This window comes from Patiriisocius hiemis (assembly GCF_031846325.1).
GTDB classification, from domain to species: domain Bacteria; phylum Bacteroidota; class Bacteroidia; order Flavobacteriales; family Flavobacteriaceae; genus Patiriisocius_A; species Patiriisocius_A hiemis.
This window is the reverse complement of record NZ_JAVRHZ010000007.1, coordinates 12,489-39,225: the sequence shown is the minus strand read 5'-3', so window position 1 is coordinate 39,225 and position 26,737 is coordinate 12,489. Positions and strand designations below refer to the sequence as shown.

General features: G+C 32.8%; 32 protein-coding genes. 14 read left to right on the top strand and 18 right to left on the bottom strand.

The window, feature by feature from the left end; genetic code table 11:
* Positions 1 to 16 precede the first annotated feature (16 nt).
* The 4 genes from RM538_RS11085 (at position 17) to RM538_RS11070 (ending at position 3,443) form a co-directional block, all read left to right on the top strand.
* On the top strand, positions 17 to 802 hold the full coding sequence (locus tag RM538_RS11085; RefSeq protein ID WP_311333504.1) for an SDR family oxidoreductase: 786 nt from the start codon (positions 17 to 19) through the stop codon (positions 800 to 802).
* Between the two features lie 136 nt (positions 803 to 938).
* Positions 939 to 2,024, top strand: a complete 1,086-nt coding sequence (locus tag RM538_RS11080; protein ID WP_311333503.1) for an amidohydrolase family protein — start codon at positions 939 to 941, stop codon at positions 2,022 to 2,024.
* A complete protein-coding gene (locus RM538_RS11075) occupies positions 2,017 to 2,802 on the top strand; it encodes an SDR family NAD(P)-dependent oxidoreductase (protein WP_311333502.1) in 786 nt (261 codons plus the stop codon). Before RM538_RS11080 ends, RM538_RS11075 begins: the two co-directional genes overlap by 8 nt.
* Positions 2,802 to 3,443, top strand: a complete 642-nt coding sequence (locus tag RM538_RS11070) for an O-methyltransferase (protein WP_311333501.1) — start codon at positions 2,802 to 2,804, stop codon at positions 3,441 to 3,443. Before RM538_RS11075 ends, RM538_RS11070 begins: the two co-directional genes overlap by 1 nt.
* 4 nt (positions 3,444 to 3,447) lie before the next feature.
* On the opposite strand, the gene RM538_RS11065 is transcribed toward RM538_RS11070, so the two are convergent.
* The 4 genes from RM538_RS11065 to RM538_RS11050 are packed head-to-tail and all read right to left on the bottom strand — an operon-like array spanning position 3,448 to position 5,947.
* Entirely contained in the window at positions 3,448 to 4,086 is a 639-nt protein-coding gene (locus RM538_RS11065) for a response regulator transcription factor (RefSeq protein ID WP_311333500.1), read from the bottom strand.
* Positions 4,083 to 4,853, bottom strand: coding sequence for a sensor histidine kinase (locus RM538_RS11060; protein WP_311333499.1), 771 nt, complete (start codon positions 4,851 to 4,853; stop codon positions 4,083 to 4,085). The genes RM538_RS11065 and RM538_RS11060 overlap by 4 nt, the downstream gene beginning before the upstream one ends.
* Positions 4,823 to 5,452 (bottom strand): hypothetical protein, encoded by a 630-nt coding sequence (locus RM538_RS11055; protein WP_311333498.1) that lies wholly within the window; start codon positions 5,450 to 5,452, stop codon positions 4,823 to 4,825. The genes RM538_RS11060 and RM538_RS11055 overlap by 31 nt, the downstream gene beginning before the upstream one ends.
* Before the next feature lie 15 nt (positions 5,453 to 5,467).
* Positions 5,468 to 5,947, bottom strand: a complete 480-nt coding sequence (locus RM538_RS11050; protein WP_311333497.1) for a hypothetical protein — start codon at positions 5,945 to 5,947, stop codon at positions 5,468 to 5,470.
* 194 nt (positions 5,948 to 6,141) lie between these two features.
* On the opposite strand from RM538_RS11050, the gene RM538_RS11045 reads away from it, so the two are divergent.
* Positions 6,142 to 6,405 (top strand): hypothetical protein, encoded by a 264-nt coding sequence (locus tag RM538_RS11045; protein WP_311333496.1) that lies wholly within the window; start codon positions 6,142 to 6,144, stop codon positions 6,403 to 6,405.
* 50 nt (positions 6,406 to 6,455) lie between these two features.
* Here the strand turns inward: RM538_RS11045 and RM538_RS11040 are convergent, their stop codons facing one another.
* The 6 genes from RM538_RS11040 to RM538_RS11015 form a co-directional block, all read right to left on the bottom strand.
* The gene (locus RM538_RS11040) at positions 6,456 to 7,010 is read right to left on the bottom strand and encodes a phosphatase PAP2 family protein (protein ID WP_311333495.1); all 555 of its coding nucleotides are present in this window, start codon (positions 7,008 to 7,010) and stop codon (positions 6,456 to 6,458) included.
* Complete coding sequence (locus tag RM538_RS11035) at positions 7,011 to 7,298, bottom strand: Sec-independent protein translocase subunit TatA/TatB (RefSeq protein ID WP_311333494.1); 288 nt, start codon at positions 7,296 to 7,298, stop codon at positions 7,011 to 7,013.
* A 207-nt stretch (positions 7,299 to 7,505) separates the two neighbouring features.
* Positions 7,506 to 9,809: a M1 family metallopeptidase gene (locus RM538_RS11030; RefSeq protein WP_311333493.1), complete on the bottom strand. Its 2,304-nt coding sequence runs from the start codon at positions 9,807 to 9,809 to the stop codon at positions 7,506 to 7,508.
* A gap of 72 nt (positions 9,810 to 9,881) precedes the next feature.
* A complete protein-coding gene (locus RM538_RS11025) occupies positions 9,882 to 10,385 on the bottom strand; it encodes a DUF6702 family protein (RefSeq protein ID WP_311333492.1) in 504 nt (167 codons plus the stop codon).
* Between the two features lie 53 nt (positions 10,386 to 10,438).
* A complete protein-coding gene (locus RM538_RS11020; RefSeq protein WP_311333491.1) occupies positions 10,439 to 11,212 on the bottom strand; it encodes a carboxypeptidase-like regulatory domain-containing protein in 774 nt (257 codons plus the stop codon).
* Complete coding sequence (locus tag RM538_RS11015; RefSeq protein ID WP_311333490.1) at positions 11,209 to 12,003, bottom strand: carboxypeptidase-like regulatory domain-containing protein; 795 nt, start codon at positions 12,001 to 12,003, stop codon at positions 11,209 to 11,211. The genes RM538_RS11020 and RM538_RS11015 overlap by 4 nt, the downstream gene beginning before the upstream one ends.
* Before the next feature lie 92 nt (positions 12,004 to 12,095).
* Between RM538_RS11015 and pepE the strand changes: the two genes are divergently transcribed.
* Complete coding sequence (gene pepE, locus RM538_RS11010) at positions 12,096 to 12,803, top strand: dipeptidase PepE (protein ID WP_311333489.1); 708 nt, start codon at positions 12,096 to 12,098, stop codon at positions 12,801 to 12,803.
* On the opposite strand, the gene RM538_RS11005 is transcribed toward pepE, so the two are convergent.
* Positions 12,796 to 13,233: a GNAT family N-acetyltransferase gene (locus RM538_RS11005; protein WP_311333488.1), complete on the bottom strand. Its 438-nt coding sequence runs from the start codon at positions 13,231 to 13,233 to the stop codon at positions 12,796 to 12,798. The genes pepE and RM538_RS11005 overlap by 8 nt on opposite strands.
* A 36-nt stretch (positions 13,234 to 13,269) precedes the next feature.
* On the opposite strand from RM538_RS11005, the gene RM538_RS11000 reads away from it, so the two are divergent.
* Complete coding sequence (locus RM538_RS11000; protein ID WP_311333487.1) at positions 13,270 to 14,013, top strand: M15 family metallopeptidase; 744 nt, start codon at positions 13,270 to 13,272, stop codon at positions 14,011 to 14,013.
* A gap of 27 nt (positions 14,014 to 14,040) precedes the next feature.
* Positions 14,041 to 14,805: a M48 family metalloprotease gene (locus RM538_RS10995; protein WP_311333486.1), complete on the top strand. Its 765-nt coding sequence runs from the start codon at positions 14,041 to 14,043 to the stop codon at positions 14,803 to 14,805.
* A gap of 65 nt (positions 14,806 to 14,870) precedes the next feature.
* Here the strand turns inward: RM538_RS10995 and RM538_RS10990 are convergent, their stop codons facing one another.
* The gene (locus tag RM538_RS10990; protein ID WP_311333485.1) at positions 14,871 to 15,251 is read right to left on the bottom strand and encodes an ankyrin repeat domain-containing protein; all 381 of its coding nucleotides are present in this window, start codon (positions 15,249 to 15,251) and stop codon (positions 14,871 to 14,873) included.
* A 200-nt stretch (positions 15,252 to 15,451) separates the two neighbouring features.
* Between RM538_RS10990 and gpmI the strand changes: the two genes are divergently transcribed.
* Genes gpmI through RM538_RS10965 form a run of 5 tightly spaced genes read left to right on the top strand, consistent with a single transcriptional unit; the run spans position 15,452 to position 19,605 of the window.
* Positions 15,452 to 16,966 carry a 2,3-bisphosphoglycerate-independent phosphoglycerate mutase gene (gene gpmI, locus RM538_RS10985; RefSeq protein ID WP_311333484.1) on the top strand — a complete coding sequence of 505 codons (1,515 nt, stop codon included), beginning with the start codon at positions 15,452 to 15,454 and terminating at the stop codon, positions 16,964 to 16,966.
* A 12-nt stretch (positions 16,967 to 16,978) separates the two neighbouring features.
* On the top strand, positions 16,979 to 17,572 hold the full coding sequence (locus tag RM538_RS10980; protein WP_311333483.1) for a TlpA family protein disulfide reductase: 594 nt from the start codon (positions 16,979 to 16,981) through the stop codon (positions 17,570 to 17,572).
* 44 nt (positions 17,573 to 17,616) lie between these two features.
* A complete protein-coding gene (locus RM538_RS10975; protein ID WP_311333482.1) occupies positions 17,617 to 18,015 on the top strand; it encodes a BT0820 family HAD-type phosphatase in 399 nt (132 codons plus the stop codon).
* A 9-nt stretch (positions 18,016 to 18,024) separates the two neighbouring features.
* Positions 18,025 to 18,831 carry a type I methionyl aminopeptidase gene (gene map / locus RM538_RS10970; protein WP_311333481.1) on the top strand — a complete coding sequence of 269 codons (807 nt, stop codon included), beginning with the start codon at positions 18,025 to 18,027 and terminating at the stop codon, positions 18,829 to 18,831.
* Positions 18,832 to 18,840: 9 nt separating this feature from the next.
* On the top strand, positions 18,841 to 19,605 hold the full coding sequence (locus RM538_RS10965; protein ID WP_311333480.1) for a class I SAM-dependent methyltransferase: 765 nt from the start codon (positions 18,841 to 18,843) through the stop codon (positions 19,603 to 19,605).
* A gap of 50 nt (positions 19,606 to 19,655) precedes the next feature.
* Here RM538_RS10965 and RM538_RS10960 read toward each other — a convergent pair whose 3' ends face one another.
* From RM538_RS10960 to RM538_RS10940, 5 genes are all read right to left on the bottom strand, one after another.
* Positions 19,656 to 20,813: a T9SS type A sorting domain-containing protein gene (locus tag RM538_RS10960; RefSeq protein WP_311333479.1), complete on the bottom strand. Its 1,158-nt coding sequence runs from the start codon at positions 20,811 to 20,813 to the stop codon at positions 19,656 to 19,658.
* Positions 20,814 to 20,903: 90 nt separating this feature from the next.
* Entirely contained in the window at positions 20,904 to 22,490 is a 1,587-nt protein-coding gene (locus RM538_RS10955; RefSeq protein ID WP_311333478.1) for a LytR/AlgR family response regulator transcription factor, read from the bottom strand.
* Positions 22,491 to 22,591: 101 nt separating this feature from the next.
* Positions 22,592 to 23,596, bottom strand: coding sequence for an FAD:protein FMN transferase (locus tag RM538_RS10950; RefSeq protein WP_311333477.1), 1,005 nt, complete (start codon positions 23,594 to 23,596; stop codon positions 22,592 to 22,594).
* Positions 23,596 to 23,958 carry a DUF8840 domain-containing protein gene (locus tag RM538_RS10945; RefSeq protein ID WP_311333476.1) on the bottom strand — a complete coding sequence of 121 codons (363 nt, stop codon included), beginning with the start codon at positions 23,956 to 23,958 and terminating at the stop codon, positions 23,596 to 23,598. Before RM538_RS10945 ends, RM538_RS10950 begins: the two co-directional genes overlap by 1 nt.
* Positions 23,958 to 24,824 carry a DUF4846 domain-containing protein gene (locus tag RM538_RS10940; RefSeq protein ID WP_311333475.1) on the bottom strand — a complete coding sequence of 289 codons (867 nt, stop codon included), beginning with the start codon at positions 24,822 to 24,824 and terminating at the stop codon, positions 23,958 to 23,960. The genes RM538_RS10945 and RM538_RS10940 overlap by 1 nt, the downstream gene beginning before the upstream one ends.
* A 113-nt stretch (positions 24,825 to 24,937) precedes the next feature.
* On the opposite strand from RM538_RS10940, the gene RM538_RS10935 reads away from it, so the two are divergent.
* Entirely contained in the window at positions 24,938 to 25,381 is a 444-nt protein-coding gene (locus RM538_RS10935) for a Na(+)-translocating NADH-quinone reductase subunit F (protein WP_311333474.1), read from the top strand.
* A 47-nt stretch (positions 25,382 to 25,428) separates the two neighbouring features.
* Here RM538_RS10935 and nqrF read toward each other — a convergent pair whose 3' ends face one another.
* Positions 25,429 to 26,736, bottom strand: coding sequence for an NADH:ubiquinone reductase (Na(+)-transporting) subunit F (nqrF, locus tag RM538_RS10930; protein ID WP_311333473.1), 1,308 nt, complete (start codon positions 26,734 to 26,736; stop codon positions 25,429 to 25,431).
* Position 26,737 lies beyond the last annotated feature (1 nt).

The following is a 26,737-nucleotide window of genomic DNA, read 5'->3' as shown; positions in this document are numbered from 1 at the left end:
TTTAGTGGGCAATACGATGAATTTAGACTTAAAAAATAGAAATGCATTAATCTGCGGAAGTACTGCAGGAATAGGAAAAGCAACAGCTTTAGAGCTAGCTAGTATGGGAGCGACTATTACATTACTAGCTAGAAATGAAGAAAAGCTAAAAGAAACCCTATTAGAACTACCCTATCAAGACGGTCAAAAGCATAATTATATAGTGTGTGATTTTACAAAGCCAGAAAAACTAAAGAAAAAAGTAACAAAGGCTGCCTCGAAAAAGACATTTCATATTTTATTAAATAATACAGGAGGTCCTAAAGGAGGTCCTATATTTTCAGCAGAAACTGAAGAATTCACTAAAGCATTTTCACAGCATTTAGAATGCAATCATATTTTAGTACAAGCACTCGCACCTGGTATGAAAAAAGCAGACTTTGGGCGTATAATTAATATTATTTCTACTTCTGTAAAACAACCTATTGATGGTCTTGGCGTGAGTAATACCATACGTGGTGCTGTTGCCAGTTGGAGTAAGACTCTTGCTAATGAGCTAGGACAATATGGAATTACTGTAAACAATGTACTTCCTGGTTTTACAGCAACAGATAGACTAGATGATATTGTAGCTAATGCTGCCAAAAAAATGGATAAAACACCTGAAGATGCAGCTGCCTTTATGAGAAGTATTGTACCCGCTAGACGTTTTGCACAACCAGGAGAGGTAGCAAATGCTGTTGCTTTTTTAGCGAGTGAAGCTGCTAGCTATATTAATGGTATAAACCTTCCTGTAGATGGTGGAAGAACTAAAAGTTTGTAATTTTATCAAAATGCGTAAGGGATAGTAGCGGCATCCTTTTTGTCACCTTGAGCGCAGTTGAAAAGGTTTTTGACAAAAAGATACAGCGAATAGCCCGACCTGAGTATAACGAAGGAGACGCCCAAACCAATCAAATATGAAACGAAAACTACGCATTAACGGACACTCACACCTACTTCCCTACCCTGAGGAAATTCCAAAATTTATGGAAGATAAGGGGATCTTTTGGGTAGATAAGGACAGAAAATTTATGCTTCAAAAGGATTGGAGTCGTCCTGTTACTGATTCAAGTTTTTTCTTAAATGAAAAATTAGCGTGGATGGAACGTTATAAAATTGACCATGCCGTAGTTTTAAATCTTTCGCAGTTATATGGTAATGGACTTCGTGTTGAGGAAATGAAGCAAGCATTACGTTTTCAAAACGATTTTAATGCACAGGTACAACACAACAATCCTTCTAAGTTTACCTGTGGGTTTGTAGTTCACCCAGGTTTTGTACGTGGCGCTTTATGGGAAATTGAGCGTTGTGTTGAAGAGCTAGGACTACAATTACTTTGCTTACCAACACACTATATGGATACCATAGGTACGTGGCGCTGTATATTTGATGAAGAAAATGAGCCCATATTTGAGTTAGCTAGTAAATATAATCTTGCTGTAGAAATCCATCCGTATGACGGAGAAAAATTTATAAAATTAGAGAATACCGCTTGGCGTTTTCATTTAATATGGATGCTTGCTCAATGCGCAGATGCCTATCATTTTTTAACCCTAAATGGATATGCAGATAAGTATCCAAATATGCGTACTTGCTTTGCACATGGTGGGCAACTAGCACAAATGAATTTAGGGCGTCGTATTCAAGGCTTTGATGGTCGTCCAGACTTGTTTGAAGGAAAAGTACACCCTAGAAAATCTGTTGGTCATAAAAACATATTTTTTGATACTCTAGTACATGATACAGGAGGGTTAGAGTTATTACTTAAAAATCAAGGTTCTAATCAAGTTGTTATGGGACTAGATGACCCCTACCCGCTTGGGGAAATGGAGAGTGAAAAGCAGTCTTCTTATCCTGGAAAAATACTTGACTTAGCAAAAGATAGAAACATCTTAAACCAAGAGCAATGTGATGCCATTTGGGAGGATAATGTAATACAATGGTTATGTGGAGATGACAAAGCTGCCAAAAAGAAATTAGTAAATAGAATCACAAATGAGTAAAACGGCATTGATAACTGGTGCCAGTAGTGGTATTGGTAAAGAAATGGCAATACTTCACGCTTCTAGAGGAGGTAATCTAGTTGTAATTGCTAGAAGTGTTAGGAAACTAAATGAGTTAAAAGAAGAACTAGAAGCAAAATATAATAGTTCTGTTTATGTAATTAAAAAAGATCTTACACTACCAAATGCTGCAAAAGAGGTGTATGAAGAAGTAACACAAAATAAGATTGCTGTTAATTATTTAATTAATAATGCAGGTTTTGGTGGACAGGGATTGTTTCACGAACGTGATTGGAATGATGATTTAAGCATGATACAATTAAACATTATTGCTTTAACGGCTTTAACTCGTTACTTTTTACCAGATTTTGTAAAAAGAAATGAAGGAAGAGTTCTCAATGTGTCTTCAACAGCTAGTTTAATGCCTGGTCCTTTACAAGCAGTTTATTTTGCTACTAAGGCCTATGTTACTTCTTTTAGTAATGCTATTTCTGAAGAACTTAATAACACAAATATTACCGTGACGGCATTATTACCTGGCGCAACTGAAACGCAGTTTGCTAAAACCTCTGGCATGGATAAAACCGATTTGTTTGCCAAAACATATTCTGCTACCAAAGTAGCAAAAACAGGTTACGAAGGAATGCTCGCTGGAAAATTAAATGTGAAAGCTGCCCTTAGTTTTTCGCAAAGAATTATGATGTCTAGTGTTCCTTTTGTTCCTAAGAAAATGTTACTTAAGCAAATAAGAGAAATGCAAGAAACAAAAGAAAACTAATGGATTTCCTACCAAAAAAAATAGAAGATTACGTAGCATCACACTCACAAGATGAGCCAGAATTATTACAAAAATTAAGTAGAGAGACTTGGCAAAAAGTATTAGCTCCAAGAATGTTAAGTGGTCATTTACAGGGACGTGTTCTGAGTATGCTTTCAAAATTAATTAATCCAAAATACATTCTTGAAATAGGAACATACACAGGTTATTCGGCTATTTGTCTTGCCGAAGGACTTCAAAAAGAGGGAGAATTACATACCATAGATATTAATGAAGAATTGTATGATTTTCAGCGTACCTATTTTGATGCTTCAGGCTATGGAAAGCAAATTATTCAACATATAGGAGATGCAAGAGAAATTATACCAACACTAGATTTTAATTTTGATCTTGTATTTATTGATGCTGATAAACAAAACTATCCTACCTACCTTGAAATCTTATTACCTAGACTTCCTAAAGGAGCAGTAATTTTAAGTGATAATGTGCTATGGAGCGGTAAAGTTGTTGAGCCTTTAAAAGAGGATGATTTAGACACTAAAGCACTATTAGCCTACAATAAGACACTTAAAGAACATCCACAGCTAGAAACTGTATTATTACCCATTAGAGATGGACTAACTGTCTCAAGGGTTAGATAAGAGTTTATGGAACAAATATTTTATTTTTAATTGCATAGATTACGAGTCCTGTTCTATTTCTTAGATTTAATTTTTCGAATAGTGTATCTCGATACCCTTCAATAGTTCTTGGGCTTAGACACATCTTGTCGGCAATTTCTTTATAAGTCATTTCTGAGCAGGCATATTTAATAAACTCCAATTCTCTTTCTTTAAGTTCTAATTTCTTATTCTCCTTTTCAGAGAGACTGTTTATCAATAATTTGGCAACCGTATTAGTATGATAATACCCATTTTCTTTAACTTCAATAAGTGCTTTATTAAGCTCAGATTGTTTTACATCTTTCATTAAATACCCCCTTGCTCCTACTCGTAACATTTTTAGAATTGTACTTTCTTCTTCTTCTATAGAAAGTGCCAAGACTTTTACATCTGGAAATTTTTCTTTAATAATTTCGGTTGTTTCAATCCCATTTAAAATAGGCATGTTAACATCCATAAGCACAATTTGTGGTATGTTTTTTGGATTTTTAAATTTTGTTAATAGCTCTTCACCATTTTTACAGGTATATAACAACGTGAAGTCATCAAACCCTTCAACAAGGTTTCCAATCGCCTGAGAAAGTAAATTATGATCATCTACAACTACAACTGTATGCTTCATGACGCCTTTGATTTATAGGTTAATTTTAACTCTGTTCCTTTTCCTATTTCTGAAGAAATAACTACGCTTGCATTTATCAATTTTGCTCTATTGGCTATATTACTCAGTCCAATACCACTATTCTCGGTAGCTTTATCAACATTAAATCCTACTCCATTATCCTTTGCTGTGATATATAGTATTTTGTCTTTAAAGTCTAGGGCTACACTTAATTTTGTTGCTTTGGAGTGTTTAATAGTATTAGTGAAAAACTCCTGTAATATTCTAAAGATAATAATCTCGGATTTATCATTAAGCTTAAATTCACAGTTAGTACAATTTAAAGAAGCCTCTAAGTATTTTAATCTATTGAAGCGATCTATCTCCAGTTTTAAAATTTCAGTAAGTGAAAGTTTAGAAAATGTGTCTGGATTAATAATTTTTGAAAGACTTCGTAATTCGTCTAAAGCACTACCAATAGTATCTGCTGCATCTACTAATTCTTTATTTTTTTCTGAAGCATTTTGAACCTTAATTTTTGCTAGTGTTACTAGTTGCCCTATGTTATCATGCAATTCCCAACTTATATTACGTAATGTTTCTTCTCTAATTTCTACTTGTGTTTCTATTAGCTCTCTTTGAAACTTATACATTGCCTTTTCTTGTTCTCTTAATAGCTTATTTTTTCTTTGTTGAAATAAAGAAAAAAGAATAATAATGGTTAGCACTAATGCTACAGCTATTACTGAAAATATTATTAAAAATGATTGTATTTCTTTTTCGTCCATATGAAGCCTATACTATAACAACCATAAAGGATGATATTTAAAATTATAAGTACCAAATTATAACTCATAGCTTTAAATCCTAGATACTTTGATAGTAACATGAGCGGAATAATACCTATATAAAATAACAGCAATGCTGTAGATATCCAAAAGCTTAATTTATGTTTAACTACTAAAACCTCATCACTTTTAAGCAATTGGTAAAAATGAAAAAAAGTTAATAATAGCAAACAGACTGATCCTGTTACAAAAGCATACCCTTTGCCAGAAAGAGAATTAATTGTATAGGTCAAAATAGTTATAATAGTAAAAAGAGAAGCAAATATTATAGCTAATCTTTTAAATTCTCTAAAACGTAAAATTGTGTAATACCAATAAAAATAAAACATAAAGCTTATAAACGTATAACTCTCATATAACCAACTAATTGATATGTCTTCAAGTCTTGAATAAAGCCCTATAGCATCAACTAAAAAAGTTATCCATAAAAAAAGGATAAAATACCTCTCATTAGAGTTAGAATATTTTCTAAAGAATATTGTAGCCAGTATTGCAGCTATAAATTCTGAGATATTAGGTATAAGTTGATAAGCATCCACTTATTGATTTATTTTTTATTCATAATCATTTGGTGGTATTCCACCATGTCCATAGTTATATATAGAAACATCTTTCATGTTTACATTTTCAGGCTGAATAGGTACTAGTCCCTTTTGCAATGCATTGGGAGCCTCTCTAAAAGTAGGTACCATAAATACTGTAGCTTTTCCTGGTTGAGAGTAATTACTGTTAGGAGGATAAGCTGCAAAATAAACTCGTAATCCTAGATCTTGCTTACCTTGCTTATTTGCTTCGTGCTCAACATAATCAATATATTTTTTTAGGGAGTCTAGAGAAAACCAAAAGTCTCTTGTATCCTCAAATCCTAGTGCGTTGTTTAAAACTCGTGCTCGGGTATTCTTAAACTCCTCTTCAATTTCATTAGCTTGGTTAGCAGTTAGTACTTGAACTGGAGGTTCTTTTTTTTCGCATGATGTTAACGAAATGAACACTATTCCAGTAATTAGGAGATAGGTTAATTTAATAGTCTTCATAATAGTTAGGGTTTTTGTTTATATAAATGTAGGTATAAATTAGAGTACTCTAATACCTATTAAAAAAAGTCTTTTCAAAATACAAAATTAATTTATTGATTTTCAATTATTTATGAATAAAAAAGTGTAAACAACGCTTCCAAAAATGGGTTAAAAAACCTTTTTAAGTTTACTCTTTTTAACCTAAACCTACTATGAAAATAACTTTAAGCCCAGTCGCTAGTACCATTTATGGAAACTCTATAGCTATTGCTTATGGGATTATTGACTCGGAAGGAGGTATTTCTGTAGGATATGGGATTACTTCTGTAAACAACTCTGCGGTTGGTATGTACGAAATTGAAATTGACCTACCATGTAACGCTGCAAATACAGTAGTATCTATAACTTCATTTATAATAGGGTTGAAACACCAGGAATTTGTAGATATGAAACAACAGATTCTAATACATCTATAGTTAGAATACAAGATGCGTCTGGAACAGCTCGGGATAGTGCTTTTTTTAAACTATAGTTTATTGAGAACTCTTTTTGTTAATTTAAAAAATAAATACGCAAAACAAGTACCTACTAAAGCACCTACTAAAATATCACTTGGATAGTGTACACCTACATAGATTCTACTTAACATAAAAATTAGTGGCCATAAGTATGCAAGATAAATCCACTTATTAAATCTCTTAATAGCTAACACCATAAAAGTTGTGATTGCCATACTTGTGGACGCATGTCCAGAGAAAAAACTATACGTAGTTGGTTTTTGAAGAACTCTAATTAAATCTGAAAGTAACTGATCATTATTGGGTCGTAATCTAGCTACAAACTCTTTAGTTAAGTCTGTGGCAAGTAAAGTAACAGCAAAACAACTAAGCACAAAAAGAAACACAACTAGTCCCTTTTTCCATTTATAGTAGTAAAAAATTATGAAAAGAAAAGCGATAAAAAGAGGAATCCAGCTTTCAATTTGAGTAACAAAAACCCAAAAAGAATCATGAGTTTCAATCCCTAAATTATTGAGAAATATAAATAAGTCACGATCCCATTGCTGTAAGGTTTCAAGCATTTAGAACTTTCTTTTTATAGAACCTGTAACCTCATCAATATCTTCTTTTACACTATCTATTTGTTCTTTGATATCTTTTGTCATATCCATATCAATTCCTTGCTTTTCGGCAGTTTTGGTTATTTCAGATTTAATATCATTGGTAGCATCTTTTATTTGACGCATTCCTTTTCCCAAACCACGAGCAATTTCTGGAATTTTATCTGCTCCAAAAACAAGTAGTACTATAAATAGTATGAAGCCTATTTCGGCACCACTAATAAATAAAGGAAGTGTAGCTAACTGCATGGTACAAAGATACAATTTATAAAATACCTTAATGCAAGCATAAAAGGTATTTTAAATTCTAAAAAACAAATTTCAAATTTTAATTATTAAATCCAAATATAGATTTTCAATATCAAAATTCAAGCAAATAAAACAAAATGTAGTAGTAACAAAAAGCCCTTTTTAAAAACTAAAAAGGGCTTACTTATTTTTATAGAAAATAAAGAATTACTTTTCTCCTTTAACTCCTTCTTTAAATTTCTTGAACTCGCCTTCTTCTTTTTCTCTTGGCCAGCTATTATTTGAAGTATCAATATCTGCAGTTTCCTCATCTGGGTCTACCATAATATTAGTGATTTCTTTTTCTGAAGCAATTACTTTACCAACAGAAACATCATTCTTTCTCCAAATTTGTGCTGGGTAAGTAATACGCTCTTTAGTTCCATCGCTATAGGTATATTCTGCAATAATTGGCATTGGGATTCCACCTGGTTTCTCAAAAGTTACTTCATAGAAATATTTGGGTTTCTTTACCTTAGTTCTTTCTTCTGCTGTCATATTATCCATCATATACTCGTTGATAGATTTTATGTCATCTAACTTTGCATTTTTCATGCTCTCATCATAATCTTCACTTCCTTCTTCAACAAGATAAACTAATGGTGGTAAATCACTTTCTTTCATACCACGAGCAGCCATCATTTCTTTAACTTGTTTAGTCATTTTAGATGAAACGTAAAACTTTTTAACTCCTTCTACTCCTATATCTGTGTAATCTGTAGTGTAGAACCATGATCTCCAGAACCAATCTAAATCAACAGCAGATGCATCTTCCATACTTCTAAAGAAATCTTCTGGTGTTGGGTGTTTAAACATCCATCGTTGAGAGTATGTTTTAAATGCATAGTCAAACAACTCACGTCCCATTATAGTTTCTCTTAAAATGTTAAGTCCAGTAGCTGGCTTTCCATAAGCATTGTTACCAAAACTATATGTATTAAGACCTTTCGTCATAATTGGAGCAATGTAATCTTGATTACTTGCCATGTAGTTAACAATATTTTTTGCAGGTCCCCTTCTTGAAGGATACTTTTTGTTTGGTGCAATAGCATCTGGATATGCTTCTCCAAAGTCTTGCTCTGCAACATACTGTACAAAAGTATTTAAACCTTCGTCCATCCATGTCCATTGACGCTCATCACTATTTACAATCATTGGGAAATAATTGTGTCCAACTTCGTGGATAATTACACTTATCATTCCATACTTTGTTCTGTCACTATAGTTTCCATCTTTATCTGGACGACCATAGTTCCAGCAAATCATTGGATATTCCATCCCTTGATTCTTTGCGTGAACTGAAATCGCCTTGTGGTATGGATACTCAAAAGTCATTCTAGAATACGACTTTAATGTACTTGCAACAGCTAGGGTTGAATAATCCTCCCAAAGAGGGTTACCTTCCGGTGGATAAACAGATACAGCCATTACGTCTTTACTTCCAACCTTTACAGCCATCATATCCCATATATATCTTCTTGAAGTAGCAAAACCATAATCTCTTACGTTTTCTGCTCTAAACTTCCAAGTTTTCTTAGCTGTAGAAAATCCTTTTGACGCAGCTTCTGCCTCTTCTTGTGTTACAATTATTACTGGCTTATCGTAAGATTTTTTAGCTTTCTCATAACGAGACATCATATCTTTTGAGAAAATCTCTTTTCTATTTAAAAGCTTACCGGTAGCATCTAATACGTGATCTGCAGGAACTGTGATATTTACATCAAAATTTCCAAATGGTAAGGCAAACTCATCACGACCCCAGAACTGACTATTCTGCCATCCTTCTACATCATTGTAAACTGCCATACGTGGGTAAAACTGTGCAATTACATATCCTCTGTTTCCATCATCAAAAGTTTCGTAACCACTTCTAGCTCTATCTACTGTATGTTCTGGTATGTTGTACCACCACTTAATAGAAAAACTAAATTTTTCACCTGTCTTAAGTGCCTTTGGCATTTCAACACGCATCATTGTTCTATTAATTGTGTAAGGTAGGTTTCCTCCTTTAGTATCCTTAACATGATCTATTTTAAAACCACCATCAAATCCAGCACCCATGTAATTATTTACAAAGTTGCTAGCTAAGTCTGCTCCTTGAGCTCCATTTGGTTCAATAAGTGGTGACTTAGAGTCTCTAGCACGTACATTTTGATCAAGTTGTACCCATAGGTATTCTAATACGTCTGGAGAGTTGTTTGTATAAGTAATTGTTTCGTTACCGTAAATTCTTGCATTCTTGTCATCAAGCTCTAAATCCATTACGTAATCTGCTTGCTGCTGGTAATATTCTGGACCGGGCGCTCCACTTGCAGAACGATATGCATTTGGTGTAGAAAACTCGTCATAGAGTTGTTTAAATCTGTTTTCGTTAGTATGACCTGGTTTACGCTCTTTTTTATCTTCTTGAGCATATGTCATACCTACAGCTAGAAAAAATGCTGCGAATGATAAGTACTTAATAAGTTTCATTTTATTTGTTGTTAATTAGAGTTCGAATTTTCGAGTTTTAAAAATACTTGTTTATTAATCTATTAGTGCCCCTTAATCGAAGTTTAACAATCCTTTAGGATTTTCTTTTTCAAGAATAATACTTCTTCTCATTTCTGGGGTTTTAATATGTATAATATTTTGTTGTTCCTCAAACATATCCATTAATACGGTGTTTTCTATTTCTAAGGTTTTTAAATTTCTAACACCCTCAATCTCTATATATGCCTTTACAATATCAATATCGTATTCAATACCAATGTAATTCATATCCTGCTCTTTATCATTTACTTTAACTTGTAATTTTTGAAGGATATATTTTTTGAGGAAATTTCTATCTGCTTCTGTTTCTTTATTAGTATCTAAAGACGTTTCTACTCCGTAGCGTTCTTTAATTGCATTCTCTACATCATCAATAAAAATTTTTGTAATTATCTGAACTGATTTTTCTTCAGGAACATACTCAAGATTAGTAGTACTTACATAAAACTTATGTGTAGTAAAAGAAGTAAATAAACAACATAAAAGTAAAAGTGATGCAACTTTATATAGCTTCATAGCAAATTGTAATAAAAATGTTTGACGTTGTCTTGAGGTAAATGTTACAATTATTATTCCTTTTTATATTCTAAATCCTCTAAACGTGAATTGTAAGCTTTACTTTTTTTATCAAAAATAGCAATTACCGAAGTATAATTCTCTTTTTTAAAATCCTTTTGAAGTGTGGAGGTTTCTATACAAAAGAGCATGAAATCATACAATCTATTTTCTGGAATATCATAAGCTTCCACAAAAAATTGATGCGTGTAAAAGTTTAAAATCTTACTAGCATCTTGGTTTTGAGCTTCCCATTTTCTTCGTGTCTTCAATTTCTTATAATACCCGCTCAAATGTTTATACAATGCTTCAATATTAACATGAGTTGGCCCAATAGTTTGTCCAATAACTGTAGGTATTTTCTCTTCTGGAACTCCTTTAAATCCTGGGATACCTACATCATCAAAATTTATAGCATCCTTAGTCTTAATCTTTTTTAAATCGGTTTCAATATTTCCAGTAAGATTAGGGCCTAAAACAACCTCATCTAGCTCATTAACTAACTCCTCTAATGTTATAATTAGAATTTCTTTTTCAAAAATTTCTTGTGTAATTACAACTTGCTTGGGTTGATACTTTACTGAAGAAACAAACAAAGTGTCAACCTTAGAAACTTTTATTGAAAAGTTTCCATTCTCATTTGTAACGGTATTGTATCTAGAAGAAGTGTTTAAAACGTGAATACCCTCAACATCAGTTTCATTATCAATAGTTCCTTGAAGTGTAATTTGTCCATATAAGAAATGGCATGCAAAAAGGAAAGAAAATACTAAAACCCAAGACTTCATTTTTTTGACCTATATGCCTCCGCAGTTTTAAACATATACTCTAAGAGTAGTACTTCATTTTCAGCTTTTAGCATTAAGGGAGTTACCCCATTATCTTCAACAAAATACAAAAAATCATTTTCCTTCCCTTGAGGTATATTGAAGGTTTCTGTAATATAAGCATTACTAAAGCGTTGTCTTAATGCTGTTGAAACAGCCAATTTTTGTTTTTTTCTACTAACCTTAGTTTTGTTACTTTTAAAAAGTAGCCCAACCAGACCTATTATATTTCCGCCATAAGGATTTTGCCCGTTGTAATAGGCCTCAATAGCCTTATTTCCTCTAATAGCTGTTTGTGAATCATCTAGGAAACCAGAATTAAATTCAACATCCTCGTATGACAAATTTAAATCTTCATCTAGATTTACAGTTTTTATCCGCCCAACATCTACATTAATATTTCCAGAAAGATCATAAGGCCTAACTATTACTTCCTCTAAAACATTTACAGATGGATTAAGGTAAATTGTCATCTGCATAGAATCTACTACTCCTTTATCTATAATAACGGTAAAAGACTGAAACTGTAAAGCAGTTACTTGAACTCTATCATTTTCTCCAACTAATAACTTAAACTTTCCATCTTTATCTGTTACAGTTCCTTTTTGAGTGGAAATGTTATAAATATTAACCCCTTCTACATCATCACCAACTGGTGCTGTGATTTTACCATCAACAAATAGACGATCTAAATCTTGCGCTGTTGTAGAAAATGAAGAAATTAGGGTTAGTAAAAGTATAAATCGATACATCACAAATTGAAATTACATCATAAAGACGAAAAAAATTAGTAATTGTTTGTTAAATTTATTTTTTTCTTTAAAATAATAATTTCAACTCTTTTATGAAGAACTTACTTGTTGCAAGTACATCCACGGTTTATGGTGGTTCTTATCTTGACTATTTATTGCCAACTTTAAAAAGTCATTACAAAAATGTAGGTGAGCTTTTATTTGTTCCCTACGCTAGACCTGGAGGAATTTCTCATGAAGAATATACCCAAAGAACTGCAAAAGCCTTTTCTAATATAAACCTTAAAGTAAAAGGTTTACACACATGCAAAAACCCCATAGAAGCAATTAAAATTGCAAAAGGTATTTTTACGGGGGGAGGTAATACATTTGTTTTAGTAAATGCGCTACACACTCTAGAAATTATGCAACCACTCAGAGAAGCGCTGTTTCACGGAACTCCGTATTTAGGAACAAGTGCAGGTAGTAATATTTGTGGTATTACAATGCAAACCACTAATGATATGCCTATTGTTTACCCACCTTCTTTTAAAACACTTGGTGTTTTGCCATTCAACATTAATCCACACTATTTAGACCCCGACACTTCCAGTAAGCATATGGGAGAAACTCGTGAAACTAGGATTAAAGAATACCATACTCAAAACACTATTCCTGTTTTAGGGTTAAGAGAAGGAAGCTGGTTAGAAGTAAAAGGAGAAACAATAATGTTGAAAGGAAAACTACCTGTTAGGGTTTTTGAAAAAAATAAGGCAGCCTATGAGATAGAACCTAATACAGAAATAAGCACATTTAATTAATAGTTTTTACAAAGTGATATCCCTTTGCTACAAAGCCTTCATTATAATAAAACTTATGTGAAGGAAAATTGTGGACATAAGTATTTAACTCCACCCAATTGCAGCTTTTACTTTTTGCGTATTTATAAATAAACTGCATCATCTGTTTTCCAATGCCTTGATTTCTATACTTCTCATCAATAATTACATGATCAATCTCTAGGCTTCTCCCTGCATAATGCCTTGTTTGAAACCACATACCACAAATGCCCATTAGCATTTCTCCGTTATACATCCCTAGACATTCATAATTTTGAGTCTTCATTTCATGGATTCGTTCAAGCAATATTGCTTCGGGAATTTTATACTCATTAAGTTTTGAAAGCAGAGGAAGAATAGTTTCAATTTCTGAAGGAGGAATAATACGAAAGCTAATAGGAGAATCGTTCAAAATTATAGTACTTTTATAAAGATACGAAGATATAAAATGAACCGAAATAAATTTATAAAATTAACTACTGCTGCAGGAATTGGCATAAGTGTTTTACCTCATATGTCATTTTCAGTAATACAAGAAACATTTACAAGAAGTGAATTACTAGGAAAAGGCAATCCAAATATCGTAGGTGATACATACACATCAAAAATGCAAATAGAAACTGCCAAAGCCTTAAAAAAGATGGCGGCAGCGGCTCAAAAAGATGGTATAACTATAGAAGTTGTTTCCGCTTATAGAAGCTTTCAAAGACAAAAAGAAATTTTTGAAGGCAAATACCAACGCTTTACTAAACAAGGATTATCTCCACAAGATGCACTAGAAAAAATAATTGAATACTCTACCATACCAGGAACCTCTAGGCATCATTGGGGTACCGACATAGATATTATTCAAGGAAATGCAAAACGACCAAGTAGTGTATTACAACCTCAGCACTTTCATGGAAATGGTCCCTTTTGTAAACTTAAAGACTGGTTAAAAATATATGCAAATGACTTTGGTTTTTATGAGGTCTACACAGATAACCCAAACAGAAAAGGGTTTAAATATGAGCCTTGGCATTTTAGTTATGCACCTATTTCTAAACCCATGCTTAATGCATATAAAAAACTAGACTTAAAAGTTACCTTGCAAGAAGAGAAATTATTAGGAAGTGAGCATTTTACCGATTCTTTTATAACACGCTATCGAAATGAAAATATTTTTGATATAAATCCTAAATTACTTTCGTAACTTTATAAGCATCAAAACACTATAACTATGAGAGGTAGTTGGAAAATAAGAATAATCATAGGGTTGCTTATAGCAGGTTTTACACTTTTTAAATACTGCAGTAGTAAAGAAGTTAATCCATACACAGGTAGAGAACAAGCAATAGCATTAGATCCTCAAGAAGAAATTGCTATGGGCATACAGTCTGCTCCCCAAATGGCAGAACAACATGGTGGCTTATACCAAAACCAGCAATATCAAGCTTATGTAGATATGGTAGGTAAAAAACTAGTAGATAATAGTGTTGCAAGAGAGAGTGTTTACCAATATGATTTTCATTTACTAGCAGATGACCAGACTATTAATGCTTTTGCATTACCGGGTGGGCAAATATTTATAACCTATGCGTTATTTTCAAAATTAGATTCCGAAGATCAACTGGCTGGAGTACTCGGTCATGAAATAGGACATGTTTTAGGACGCCATTCTAGTGAACGCATTGCGGAAGCTGGTCTATGGGAGGGTCTTTCTCAAGCTGGATCTGTGGGAGGAGATATTGGTGGTCTTATAGGCGGCATTGGTCAAAACAAATTACTTACCAATGGACGTGGGGACGAATTAGAAAGTGATGATCTGGGAGTTAGATTTATGATTAAGGCAGGATATGATCCTTACCAAATGATACGTGTGATGGAAATTTTAAAAGATGCTGCTGGTCCTAATAGAGTTCCAGAGTTTCAAAGTACCCATCCAGACCCAGATAATAGAATTGAACGTATAAAAGAGTCCATCCAAAAATATGGAGGACTCTAATAGATTAATATCATAAAAAAAAGCTCCCATGAAGGAGCTTTTTTGTTTTTAAAAAGAATTTACTTTTAAGCTAATTTCTCAAGATATCTAATAACATCTGTAGCTTTAGATAATTGAGCATGCTTTTTTACTGTATAACCTAAATCACATCGCTTATTTGTTTTAGCTCCTGCTTTTACAAGTAGTTCCATAATTTCTACTTTGTTGTATCTCGCAGCAAAGTGTACAGGGTACATCCCGTTAGACTTCTTGTTAACGTCTGCTCCAAGTTCGATAAGTTTTTTAACACCATCGATATCTCCTTTTGAAATTGCAAGAACAAGTGGACTAGCCTTTTTCTTAGTTACTACCTCTACAGTAGTTGTTGTCTCATTGGTAGTTGCAGCTTGTAAATTTGTGAATGCGAAGCCAACTGCTAAGGCTACGACTAAGATTGATTTTTTCATGATGAATGAATTTTTAAAAGTTAAATTGATTACTTAATAGACGCCACAAAAAAAAATATGTTACCCTATAGAGTGCTATATAACAAAACTTTAACAAAAGTCGTGTGCTGTAAAATATTGGAGGTTAGGAAAAACAATAAGTTAATGTTACACTACTTTTAGGTAGTTTTATGTTTTATCTTTGAAAAAATTCATTTTTAATGAACAAAAAAACACTACTCCTTATACTAGATGGTTGGGGCATTACTCAAAATCCAGAAGTTTCTGCAATTGCAAAAGCAAATACTCCATTTATAGATATGCTTAACAAGAAATATCCTAATGCACAGTTACTAACACATGGCATGAATGTAGGTTTACCAGAAGGGCAGATGGGAAATAGCGAAGTAGGACATATGAATCTTGGAGCTGGGCGTATTGTATATCAAGACCTTGCAAAAGTAAATCTTGCTATTGAAAATAATACACTTAAAGATGAACCTGTGCTTCAAAAAGCATTTACATACGCTAAAGAATATAGGAAAAAAGTTCATTTTCTTGGTTTAGTTTCAGATGGTGGAGTACACTCCCATATAAATCATTTAAAAGGATTGTTAACTGCGGCCCAAACTGCTCAAGTAGAAAACTTTTATGTACATGCATTTACAGACGGACGTGATGTAGATCCAAAATCTGGAATAGAACACATCCAACACCTAGAAGACCACTTAGAGAAAACAGGAGGTAAATTAGCTTCTATAATTGGAAGATATTACGCTATGGACAGAGATCAACGTTGGGAACGTGTAAAAAAAGCGTATGATTTACTTTGCTTCGGAAAAGGAACCCACTCTACAAATGCTTCAGAAAGTGTTCTGAAAAGTTATGAAGATGGCGTAACTGATGAGTTTATAGAACCTATTGTTCTTACTAAAAACAATACACCAATTGCAACTATTAATGAAGACGATGTCGTTATCTTTTTTAACTTCAGAACAGATAGAGGGAGACAATTAACCGAAGTCCTTTCTCAAAATGATTTTGATGACTTTAATATGAAGAAACTACAACTTCATTATGTGACCTTAACAAATTACGATAACTCCTTTACAAATATTGATGTAATTTACAATAAAGAAAATATTGTAAAGACCCTAGGAGAGGTCTTAGAGAAAAACAACAAAACACAAATACGCATTGCCGAAACTGAGAAGTATCCACATGTTACATTCTTCTTTAACGGCGGTAGAGAAGAACCCTTTAAAGGAGAAAAAAGAATATTGTGCCCATCACCTAAAGTTGCAACTTACGATTTGCAACCTGAAATGAGTGCGTTTGAAATTACAGAAAAAATTCTTCCAGAAATTAATAATCAAACTGCTGATTTTATTTGTCTAAATTTTGCTAATCCTGATATGGTAGGTCATACAGGGGACTTTAATGCGGCTATAAAAGCCTGTGAAACAGTAGACAGTTGTACTCAAAAGATTATTACAGCAGCTCTAGAACAAGGGTACACATCTCTTATTATTGCAGATCATGGTAATAGTGAAACGATGAAAAATGAAGATGGATCACCAAATACTGCGCATACCACAAATCCAGTTCCTGTTATAGTGGTTGACGATAAAATTAAAAATGTAAGTAATGGTATCTTAGGAGACATAGCTCCTACCATTTTAAAATTAATGGGAATTGAACAACCTGAAGAAATGACTCAAAAATCAATTATTTAAATAGTACGAAAAATGAAAAATATACTGCTACTATCAACAATGTTTCTTGTATTTATAGCATGTAACCAAACTAATAAATCCGAAAAAGAAGATGTTATACAAGAGGAAGAAAGTATAGAATCTAAAGAAACGCTTAATAAAGAAGTACCTTATGAAGATGAAGAAACAGTAATGCTTTTAGGAAAAATAAATAAAGAAGGTTTACAAAAAGAACCATATTCTGAATGGTTTAAAGAAAACTACAAAGCACAAGTGTTGGATACTTTAGCAATCAAAAAAATAGAAAACTTACTTAAAGATGTTTCAATTAAAGTATTTATGGGTACTTGGTGTGAAGACAGCCAAAGAGAAATTCCCCATCTCTTTAAAATACTTGACTCAATAGACTTTGATGTTTCAAAGCTAGAGGTAATAGCCATGACAGATATAAAAGAAACACCTCAAAATTATGAGAAAGATCTCAATATAGAATACGTTCCTACCCTACTCTTTTACAAAGAAGACAAAGAGCTAGGAAGGTATGTAGAGCTAGCACAAGAGACCCTAGAAAAAGACATGATAGCTATATTGAGTGGAGAAGAATACAAACATTCTTACCAAGAATAAAACTTTAGTATCCTATTATTTGTTTGTAATTTTGCGTTCTTATTATGACAGGAACGTATACCATTGCAGTAGATTTTGACGGCACCATTGTGGAAGATGAGTACCCTAAAATTGGTAAGCCTATTATTTTTGCTTTTGATACCCTAAAAAAGCTTCAAGAAAATGGTCATAGACTTATTTTATGGACCTACAGAAAAGGAAAGGCACTTGATGAGGCAGTTGATTTTTGCAAACAAAATGGAATCGTTTTTTATGCTGTAAACAAAAGCTTCCCCGAAGAGGAGTTTGACCCATCTTATAGTAGAAAAATAAATGCAGACTATTTTATTGATGATAGAAACATAGGCGGTTTAGTAGGCTGGGGAGAAACCTATAGACTACTAATTGGAGAAGAACAAATTCAAACTAAAAAGCCTAAGAAAAAAGGCTGGTTTCCTTTTTAAAAATTACAAATGATTATACCTAAAACACTAGAAGAAATTGAATTAATGCGTGAAGCAGCCTTAATTGTTTCAAAGACATTAGGAATGCTTGCAAAAAAAGTGCAACCGGGTATTACTACACAGGAATTGAATGATATTGCTGAAGAATTTATAAGGGATAATGGTGCGATTCCTGGTTTTTTAGGACTATATGATTGCCCTTCAACATTATTAACTAGTGTGAATGAAGCTGTTGTGCATGGTTTACCTACAAACACTCCTCTCAAAGAAGGAGATATTGTAGCTATAGACTGTGGCGCAATTAAAAATGATTTTTATGGAGATCATGCTTATACTTTTGAGGTTGGTGAAATAGCTCCAGAAACTAAAAAATTACTACAAGTCACCAAAGAGGCTTTGTATATTGGTATTAGAGAGTTTAAAGCCGGGAACAGGGTAGGCGATGTAGGCTATGCAATACAAAACTATTGTGAATCACATGGGTATGGTGTGGTAAGAGAACTTGTTGGACATGGCCTGGGTAGAAAAATGCATGAAGACCCAGAAATGCCTAATTATGGTAAAAGAGGGCGCGGTAAAAAGTTTGTAGAAGGTATGACTGTTGCTATTGAACCTATGATAAACTTAGGTACTAGAAGAATTAGTCAGTTAAGTGATGGCTGGACTATTGTTACACAAGACCAAAAACCAAGTGCTCACTTTGAGCATGATGTAGCGCTTGTAGATGGTAAACCTCAATTGCTTTCTACTTTTGATTATGTCTATGAGGCCTTAGGAATTGAGAGCAATGAAGAGGATGAGTTTAGAAAACCTTAAAAATACTTTATGAAAAAAGTATTTAAACTACTTCTCAACCTAATCCCGAGACCTTTATTAATAAGACTCAGTTATTTAGTTCGCCCCTTTGTTGCTTTCTTTCTAAGAGGTGATACTTACACAGACCCAATTGACGGAAAATCCTTTAGACAGTTTTTATCGTATGGGTATGAAAAAATAAGACCTAACGTATTATCACCTAGTACACTTTCTTTAGAGAGACATCGGCTTTTTTGGTTATATCTAAAAAATGAAACGCAGTTTTTTAAGGCTAAACTTAAGGTATTACACTTTGCTCCAGAACAAGCATTTTTAAAGCGATTTAAAAAGTTATCAAATTTAGAATACACAACCACAGACCTTAACTCACCTATTGCAGATGTAAAAGCAGACATTTGTAATTTACCCTTTGCAGATAATAGCTTCGATTTTATAATATGCAATCATGTCTTAGAACATATCCCAAATCACTTGCAAGCTATGCGAGAAATATATCGTGTTTTAGTCCCTAACGGAACTGCAATCCTTCAAGTGCCTTATGATAGAAATAGAGTCACTACTTTTGAAGACGATACCATTACAGATCCAAAAGAACGAGCTAAAGTATTTGGACAATACGACCACGTTAGAGTTTATGGAATGGACTTTTTTGAAACACTTAAAACCATTGGTTTTAATGTAGAGGCTGTAGACTACACTTCAGCTTTAACCGAAGAAGAAATAAATAAATACAGATTGCCTAAAGGAGAATTATTACCTATTTGTAAAAAATAAAAGCTATCAACTTTTTAAATTGACAGCCTTTACTTTATATATGGCTAATACTATTTTTTTGTAAACTTTTTAGTACTACTATAACCATCGATGGTTTCCATTCTAAGTAAATAAACCCCCACTTCAAGATTACTAACATCTATATTGCTAGAGAAGTTTTGTGTAGTTAACAATTTTCCAGTTACATCATAAATACTATACCTTTCTATTTCAGATTTAGATTTTATAAAAAGTCTGTCAGATACCGGGTTTGGGTACATAGTAAACCCATTGAAATCAGTTTCACTTACTGAAAGGGTAGTTGGGTCAAAATCACCACTCATCCAAGCAAATTGAAGCAACCCTCCAGGAGAGTCTGATCCAATGGGTGCTACTAAGGTTGTCATGCCTGTATCTGTATTCACACTTCTTAATTCAGATTGAAAGCTATCTGCATTAAAAGCAGACATATATATATTTCCATCTTGACCAAGCGCCATACCTTGTCCAAAATCTGCATCAAAACCAATAGAACCTAAAGCTACAGCGGCGGCTGTCACTAAGTTTATTCTATACAAGATATCTGTATCAATATCTTGAATAAAACAATTCCCTAGAATATTAAATGCAATAGCAATAGGTAATACTAAACCTGTATCCCCTATAACTGTAACTTGTAAAGTGCCAGGGTCAATTAAAGATAATGTACTACTCCCAGCACCATCTGTAGAAATACCGTACATATCACCTGTATCAGGATTATATTCTAAACCAGTAAAAGATTCTCCTGCTGGTGCGTTAACAATTCCCAGGCTCAAATATGCCCCAGTTGTTGTATCTATATAGTAAGCATTACCTGCATTGTCTATTAAAAATACACTCCCTGGATTTGCAGGATCATTAACTGCTGCACCTTCAAAATCTGCTGCGCCAGATGGAGCAATAAAGTTGAAAGTTTGTGGACTGTTTTGATTGAAATGACCAAATTGATTGCTTTGGTTTTCAGTAGCCAAAAACTCAGTATTTAAACTTTTTTGTGGAGTTGAAACTCTTTTTTTTGAAAAGTGTTGTTGTAATAATTGAACTTCTTCTTGATTAAAAACATCGGATATTGCACCTGAGTGATTTTTTTCTAATTCTGAAAGGAGTTGTGATAAAGGTCTTTTTTGTGCTGTTATTTGGAAGCATCCAAATACAAAAATTGCCAAATAAATGATTGTAGTTTTCATAATAATTTGCTTTTAGAGTGTCCTCTAAATTATTTAAAAACTTCAGTAATTATAATACTTTGGGACGAATGACACAAAAGTGTTGACGAGTTACAGCTTATTTTTTAACTTAGACTTGAAACTTCTTGAAAAAGGGATTTCTTCTCCATTTTTTAATCGAATAGTTGTGCCAGAAATGGAAGCTATATAGTTTGTATTAATAACATAAGATCGATGAACTTGTAAAAAATTGGGAGGTAACTTCTTAAGAATTTCAGTTAATGTAGATCGATCGAGTATTTTTTTTTCAGAAGTAAAAAATTCAACATAATTACCATCTACTTTTACAAAAAGTAAATCTTTAAGATAGATACGTTGCTTATTATGAAGCTCAATACTTTTTTGTTTAACTTTTTCAGAAAGTATTTCCTTCTCTTTTACAACACTAGCCGTTTCTACCTTTGATTTTTGATATCCTTTATAAATAAAAAACAGCACTAAGAGAAGTCCAAATAAAGCTACTAGCACAATTGTTAGATTTTTTTTAATACTAGATTTTGATTCGTTAAGAGCTATATTTTCAAACTCTAAACTCTCAACATCTTGTTTATATAGCTCTATAGCCATAAAAGCCTCTTTTTGTCGTTCTGCTATAGTTTTATTAACCTGAGCACTATACTGCGTATATTTAAGTTGTTTCTGAGTGTCTTTTCCATTATAATAGGCTGCCAATGTATTATAACTTACATCCAAAAAATCTAAATACTTCGTAGTATCGACAATAGCTAGATTCTTTTCTAGCAAAGTTGCATAATGTCTTGTAGAGTCACTAATACCAAATTTTAAATTATAATCTAATAAGTAATTATTAGCATTTAATTCAACAAAGGGGCGATGCGTTGCATAAGCATATTTTTTAAAGCGTAAAGAATATTTGCGGTAATTTTCTCTATTTCCTTGAAGTTTTGCGATTTCACATAAATGTTCATATTTTGAAAATACTATGGAAAGAGTTTCGCTATCACTAATTCCTAATAATAATTTTGATGCTTCTTTAAACCCTCCTTGATTAGTATAAAACTTAGAAACATATAACTTACCAAATTGAGCTATATCATTTAAAGATTTTTCTTGAGCATACTTAATCGCAATTTGCCCTTTTTCAATAAGTTTATCTAAGTCTGAATTTTGTAGTGGCCATGGTAATGAATTATACGCTATATCCAATTCAGTAATTAAAGCTCTTGCTACTAAAACCGAATCTTTACTCTTCTTTGTGGCTTTAATTTCTTTTTGATTAAACTCATACGCTTTGCCCAATTGCCTTTTACTCCTATATCCATTTGCTATACGACCTAGAATTGTAGCATTGAGTTTGTGATATCCTTCTTTTGAGCATATTTCTTGTATACGTTCATATTCTTTTAATCCAGAGTCAATTTCAATTTTGGAGTATTTTATTTCATAAAAGGTCTTTAAATATTGAAATTTAAGAAGTTCGCTATCAACTTCAGAAAAAGAATTTGAGTTAATTAACTTATTGGCGTTATTAATTTCTTTGTTTACGGATAATGTGTCTCTATTAGTGATTCCTTGCTGTATCTTATCATTAACTTGAAGTAAAGACTGTGCATACAAAATGTTACCTATGAAAAACAGGAATAAAATACTATATGTTTTTTGGTTAGCTAGAAGCATTTAATTAGTTGTAATTAGCTATAAATTAACTCTATATAACTAACTAGTTAAGGTTCTAATCAAATGTAATCATTTTTAGTATAGAAAAAATTTGGGGAAAACTATGGCGCTATATTGTCAAAACCCTTTGTGGTGTATGTTTTAGAGTTACCATTTTTATCTATATAAGTAAGGTAAACTTCTATATCATTAAGAGAAGAAAGCATATTTTGTGTCTTTTCAAGTCCCATAGCCATGCAGGCAGTAGCATAGGCATCTGCCAAAGCGCAAGTTGGCGCTATTACGGTTGCACTTGTAACATTAGTTTGTTCTGCTTCTCCAGTAAGAGGATTTATTGTGTGTACATATTTTTTACCTGTAATACTATCAATCCTAAACTTTCTGTAATTACCAGAAGATGCCATCCCAGTATTTTTTAGGCTTACTACAGCGGTGTAGGTTCTATCTTCTATGGGTGATTCTACAGCTTCAATTCCTACTTTCCATGGTTTATTTGTGTTCAGGTTTTCTCCTTTTGCTAGGAGTTCGCCTCCTAATTCAATAAGATAATTTTTAACACCTTGAGAGGATAAATAATTACCTATCATATCAATTCCGTAGCCTTTTGCTACAGCATTAAAGTCAAAGTATATTTGAGGATGTTTTTTTTTAATAGTCCCATCTTGTCTAATAGAAACTTTATTAAACCCAACAAACTGTCTTAAAGAATCTAAAGTAGTACTATCCATTTTAGCAATAGGTTTCACAGTTCCAAAACCATAAGAATTACGTAATACTCCTACAGTTGGATCAAAATAACCATTTGATTCTTTATTCACCTTTTCTGAAATAGAAAACACTTCATTAAATATTTTATCCACAACAATGGTAGTATCCCCTTTATTAATTTTAGAAATATCAGAGTTAGGAATATATGTACTTACCGATTTATTTAGTGAATATAATACAGAGTCTATACCTTTTTCAACATCAAAACTTTTGTTTGTAAAATACTGTATTGAATAGGTAGTACCTAAAGCATTTCCTTGGATGCTTTGATACTGTAATTCACTTTTACTACATGCTATTGTGATTACAAATAAAAGAAAGACAAGTACTTTATTCATTATTTTATTTCTTGAAGTCCGTTGTACACCATAGTGTAAGGTTCATCTTTTATTACTGGTTTTGCATAATCTGTTCCATGACCAAGTCCAACACCTGCATAGTATGTTTTGGCATCAAACTTATCTGCGTGCTCTTTCATAGTTTGAAGCAATACTGGATCATATGCATCTGCATTTTCAGGATAATGTACAGCTCTCACAATTACAAAATGAAGATCTTTATCCTTTAGACCAACAAATTGAGGGTCTTTTTTAAATTTTGAATTAACACCTAAAAACTCAAACCCTTGTTTTTTCATATCTTCTCCAACTATATTCATAGCTAGGTTATGAAGCTCTTGTTGTGTAAGTTCTTGAGACATTACTTAAATCTTATAAACTGTGTTTTGTTAAAATAATAGGTAGGAATTTCCAGATATTGATTCATTTCTATATCGTACCAAGGGCTTATTGAGTTATCGCTTAAGTTTTTAAGAATATGAACACTTTGTGCTGGCGTATTTCCTTGTGCAAAAATAAACAAAATGTCTCCATCTAAAGCAGTTATTTTATCTACTACCATAATAACATGACCCGGACTCCCAGGATAAATAAGCATATCCCCTACTTCAACATTAGCTTTATTTGTAATCTTTGGTAACTCGTCGTATAACGACTGTGTTCCTGCATAGGTATAGATTAAGTTTAAGTATTTGTAAAAGTTTTGTTTTGAAGTATCTCGAGAAGCAGTTCTATGAAATGAAACTTTACTCCCATTAATTTTTGGTCTGTATCCTTCAGAATACTTTTTCCAAGAACAGTAATGTCCAGATGTGAAGTTAAAACCAATGTCATCCTTTCTATTAGTGTCCCATAAATACTCTGCTCTCAAACGTATAAGTGCATCTGCGCATTGTTGTAATCCATTAGACGGTACAGGTACTTCTAAAACACCTACATGCCCACTTTGATATACATAGGGATTACCATCATAGTTAATTACTTTTGCATCAAAAGGTTTTAAAACATAGTCTTGTATGTATTTTGAAAAAGAACCTTCTGGATAGCTTGCCCTACTATAACCTTCTGGAACTTTAATTCTTTCTGAAATCGTCATCCCTTCTTTATTAATATAATTGGGTGGTAACACATAGCTTTTAGCCACATTTTTAATGACTTTTCCTTTTTTATTGAAGAAAAAGAAACCAATACCAACTGCTATAAAAAGAAAGAATAGTATTTTTTTCATTATAATTTAAACGTAGTATTCTTATACTTTGGTATTCAACTTTAAGAATTATATAACCTGTTGTATGAAAATGAATTATTAACTTTATTTCAACTTGAAAGAAAAAGAAGATTATGACCACTCGTTTTTCTGAAGCAATCCAAAAATTATACAATGCTTTCCATAACAAAACATTACAGCCAGAGTGTTGTAAACAATGTGCCGTAGGTAATATTTTAGATAATACAGATAATTGGAAACATTTCTCAGATTCGCATGGAAGCACAGAGCTTAACTATATAGGAAATGTAAATCAATTAGTTGGTAAAAAGTTTAATGGTTATTCTCCATTAGAGTTATTAGAGATTGAAGCTACTTTTTTAAAAGCATGTGGCTTTTCACTTCCTCTACATCACTCAAAAAAAATTTCAAAAGAGCTAAACGACGACATACTTTTTAAAGGGCTTAGTGCTGTAGTTACGTTACTATGTAAGTTAGATGGCACAAAAGACGTTCTTGATTGCTCAAGTATTTTTAATTATAATAAAAAGAAAGAAAAAACTCTAGTTACTGCATAAAAAAAGCCAGCTTTTAAAGCTGGCTTTTTGTTTTATAAATCTTGGTTTTATCCACCAAAATCATCAAATCGAATATTCTCGTCTGGGATACCAAAATCTTCTCCCATTTTTTGTACTGCTTGGTTCATTAATGGAGGTCCACAGAAGTATAACTCAATATCTTCTGGTGCTTCGTGATGATTAAGATAGTTATCGATAACACAGTTATGAATAAACCCAACAAAACCATCTCCTTCTCCATCTATTCCATCCTTAACTTTCCAATTGTCTTCCTCTAATGGCTCACTTAATGCCATATAGAATTTAAAGTTTGGAAAGTCTTTTTCTAAATTTCTAAAATGATCTATATAGAATAATTCTCTCTTAGAACGACCTCCGTACCAATAGGTCACCTTTCTTCCTGTTTTAAGAGTTCTGAATAAGTGATATAAGTGAGAACGCATTGGTGCCATTCCGGCTCCACCTCCAACGTATAACATTTCGGCATCACTATGGTTAATAAAGAACTCACCATAAGGTCCAGATATTACAACTTTATCACCTGGTTTTTGCGCAAATATATATGAAGAAGCAATACCTGGATTTACTTGCATCCATTGGTTCTTTGCTCTATCCCATGGTGGTGTAGCAATACGAACATTTAACATAATTTCACGGCCTTCAGCTGGGTAAGAAGCCATTGAATAGGCGCGCTCTACAGTTTCACCATTTTTCATTACTAATGGCCAAAGACCAAACTTATCCCACTCTGCTTGAAACTTATCTGCTGTTTCATGCTCTTCAGGGTGAGCAGTAATGTCCATATCTTCATACTTTATTTCGCATGGTGGAATTTCAATCTGAATATACCCTCCAGCTTTGTAGTTCATATCCTCAGGAATTTCAACTACAAATTCTTTAATAAATGAAGCAACATTATAGTTACGAACAACGGTTGCATCCCATTTTTTAATTCCGAATACTTCTTCAGGAATATGAATATTCATATCCTGTTTTACTTTTACTTGACATGAAAGACGTGCACCCTCTTTTAATTCTTTTCTACTAAAGTGTGGTGTCTCAGTAGGCAATGCTTCTCCTCCACCTTCAAGCACGTGACATTCACATTGAATACAGGTTCCTCCACCACCACAAGCAGATGGTAGAAATATTTTATTACTTCCTAGAGTTGAAAGTAACGTACCACCACTTTCAACTTCAATTTTCTTTTCGTCATTAATAGTAATTGTTACTGGCCCTGATGGTGATAATTTTTGTTTTGTAAATAATAAAAGGGCTACCAGTAATAATGTTAGTACTAAAAAGGCAACAACTGTGGCTGCTATAACTCCTAGTGTACTTGCTGCTAAAAACATA

What these genes read in the sequence shown, in the direction of transcription:
- RM538_RS11040 (WP_311333495.1), bottom strand. Translation starts at nt 7,010, where the DNA reads ATGCTTGAAACCTTACAGCAATGGGATCGTGACTTATTTATATTTCTC.
- RM538_RS10945 (WP_311333476.1), bottom strand. Translation starts at nt 23,958, where the DNA reads ATGTCTCAAGAACTTACACAACAAGAGCTTCATAACCTAGCTATGAAT.
- RM538_RS11070 (WP_311333501.1), top strand. Translation starts at nt 2,802, where the DNA reads ATGGATTTCCTACCAAAAAAAATAGAAGATTACGTAGCATCACACTCA.
- RM538_RS10950 (WP_311333477.1), bottom strand. Translation starts at nt 23,596, where the DNA reads ATGAATAAAGTACTTGTCTTTCTTTTATTTGTAATCACAATAGCATGT.
- RM538_RS10990 (WP_311333485.1), bottom strand. Translation starts at nt 15,251, where the DNA reads ATGAAAAAATCAATCTTAGTCGTAGCCTTAGCAGTTGGCTTCGCATTC.
- RM538_RS10955 (WP_311333478.1), bottom strand. Translation starts at nt 22,490, where the DNA reads ATGCTTCTAGCTAACCAAAAAACATATAGTATTTTATTCCTGTTTTTC.
- RM538_RS11025 (WP_311333492.1), bottom strand. Translation starts at nt 10,385, where the DNA reads ATGAAGCTATATAAAGTTGCATCACTTTTACTTTTATGTTGTTTATTT.
- RM538_RS11065 (WP_311333500.1), bottom strand. Translation starts at nt 4,086, where the DNA reads ATGAAGCATACAGTTGTAGTTGTAGATGATCATAATTTACTTTCTCAG.
- RM538_RS11035 (WP_311333494.1), bottom strand. Translation starts at nt 7,298, where the DNA reads ATGCAGTTAGCTACACTTCCTTTATTTATTAGTGGTGCCGAAATAGGC.
- map (WP_311333481.1), top strand. Translation starts at nt 18,025, where the DNA reads ATGATTATACCTAAAACACTAGAAGAAATTGAATTAATGCGTGAAGCA.
- RM538_RS11075 (WP_311333502.1), top strand. Translation starts at nt 2,017, where the DNA reads ATGAGTAAAACGGCATTGATAACTGGTGCCAGTAGTGGTATTGGTAAA.
- RM538_RS11030 (WP_311333493.1), bottom strand. Translation starts at nt 9,809, where the DNA reads ATGAAACTTATTAAGTACTTATCATTCGCAGCATTTTTTCTAGCTGTA.
- RM538_RS11060 (WP_311333499.1), bottom strand. Translation starts at nt 4,853, where the DNA reads ATGGACGAAAAAGAAATACAATCATTTTTAATAATATTTTCAGTAATA.
- pepE (WP_311333489.1), top strand. Translation starts at nt 12,096, where the DNA reads ATGAAGAACTTACTTGTTGCAAGTACATCCACGGTTTATGGTGGTTCT.
- nqrF (WP_311333473.1), bottom strand. Translation starts at nt 26,736, where the DNA reads ATGTTTTTAGCAGCAAGTACACTAGGAGTTATAGCAGCCACAGTTGTT.
- RM538_RS11020 (WP_311333491.1), bottom strand. Translation starts at nt 11,212, where the DNA reads ATGAAGTCTTGGGTTTTAGTATTTTCTTTCCTTTTTGCATGCCATTTC.
- RM538_RS11080 (WP_311333503.1), top strand. Translation starts at nt 939, where the DNA reads ATGAAACGAAAACTACGCATTAACGGACACTCACACCTACTTCCCTAC.
- gpmI (WP_311333484.1), top strand. Translation starts at nt 15,452, where the DNA reads ATGAACAAAAAAACACTACTCCTTATACTAGATGGTTGGGGCATTACT.
- RM538_RS11045 (WP_311333496.1), top strand. Translation starts at nt 6,142, where the DNA reads ATGAAAATAACTTTAAGCCCAGTCGCTAGTACCATTTATGGAAACTCT.
- RM538_RS11000 (WP_311333487.1), top strand. Translation starts at nt 13,270, where the DNA reads ATGAACCGAAATAAATTTATAAAATTAACTACTGCTGCAGGAATTGGC.
- RM538_RS10975 (WP_311333482.1), top strand. Translation starts at nt 17,617, where the DNA reads ATGACAGGAACGTATACCATTGCAGTAGATTTTGACGGCACCATTGTG.
- RM538_RS10960 (WP_311333479.1), bottom strand. Translation starts at nt 20,813, where the DNA reads ATGAAAACTACAATCATTTATTTGGCAATTTTTGTATTTGGATGCTTC.
- RM538_RS11015 (WP_311333490.1), bottom strand. Translation starts at nt 12,003, where the DNA reads ATGTATCGATTTATACTTTTACTAACCCTAATTTCTTCATTTTCTACA.
- RM538_RS10935 (WP_311333474.1), top strand. Translation starts at nt 24,938, where the DNA reads ATGACCACTCGTTTTTCTGAAGCAATCCAAAAATTATACAATGCTTTC.
- RM538_RS11085 (WP_311333504.1), top strand. Translation starts at nt 17, where the DNA reads ATGAATTTAGACTTAAAAAATAGAAATGCATTAATCTGCGGAAGTACT.
- RM538_RS10965 (WP_311333480.1), top strand. Translation starts at nt 18,841, where the DNA reads ATGAAAAAAGTATTTAAACTACTTCTCAACCTAATCCCGAGACCTTTA.
- RM538_RS11050 (WP_311333497.1), bottom strand. Translation starts at nt 5,947, where the DNA reads ATGAAGACTATTAAATTAACCTATCTCCTAATTACTGGAATAGTGTTC.
- RM538_RS10995 (WP_311333486.1), top strand. Translation starts at nt 14,041, where the DNA reads ATGAGAGGTAGTTGGAAAATAAGAATAATCATAGGGTTGCTTATAGCA.
- RM538_RS10940 (WP_311333475.1), bottom strand. Translation starts at nt 24,824, where the DNA reads ATGAAAAAAATACTATTCTTTCTTTTTATAGCAGTTGGTATTGGTTTC.
- RM538_RS10980 (WP_311333483.1), top strand. Translation starts at nt 16,979, where the DNA reads ATGAAAAATATACTGCTACTATCAACAATGTTTCTTGTATTTATAGCA.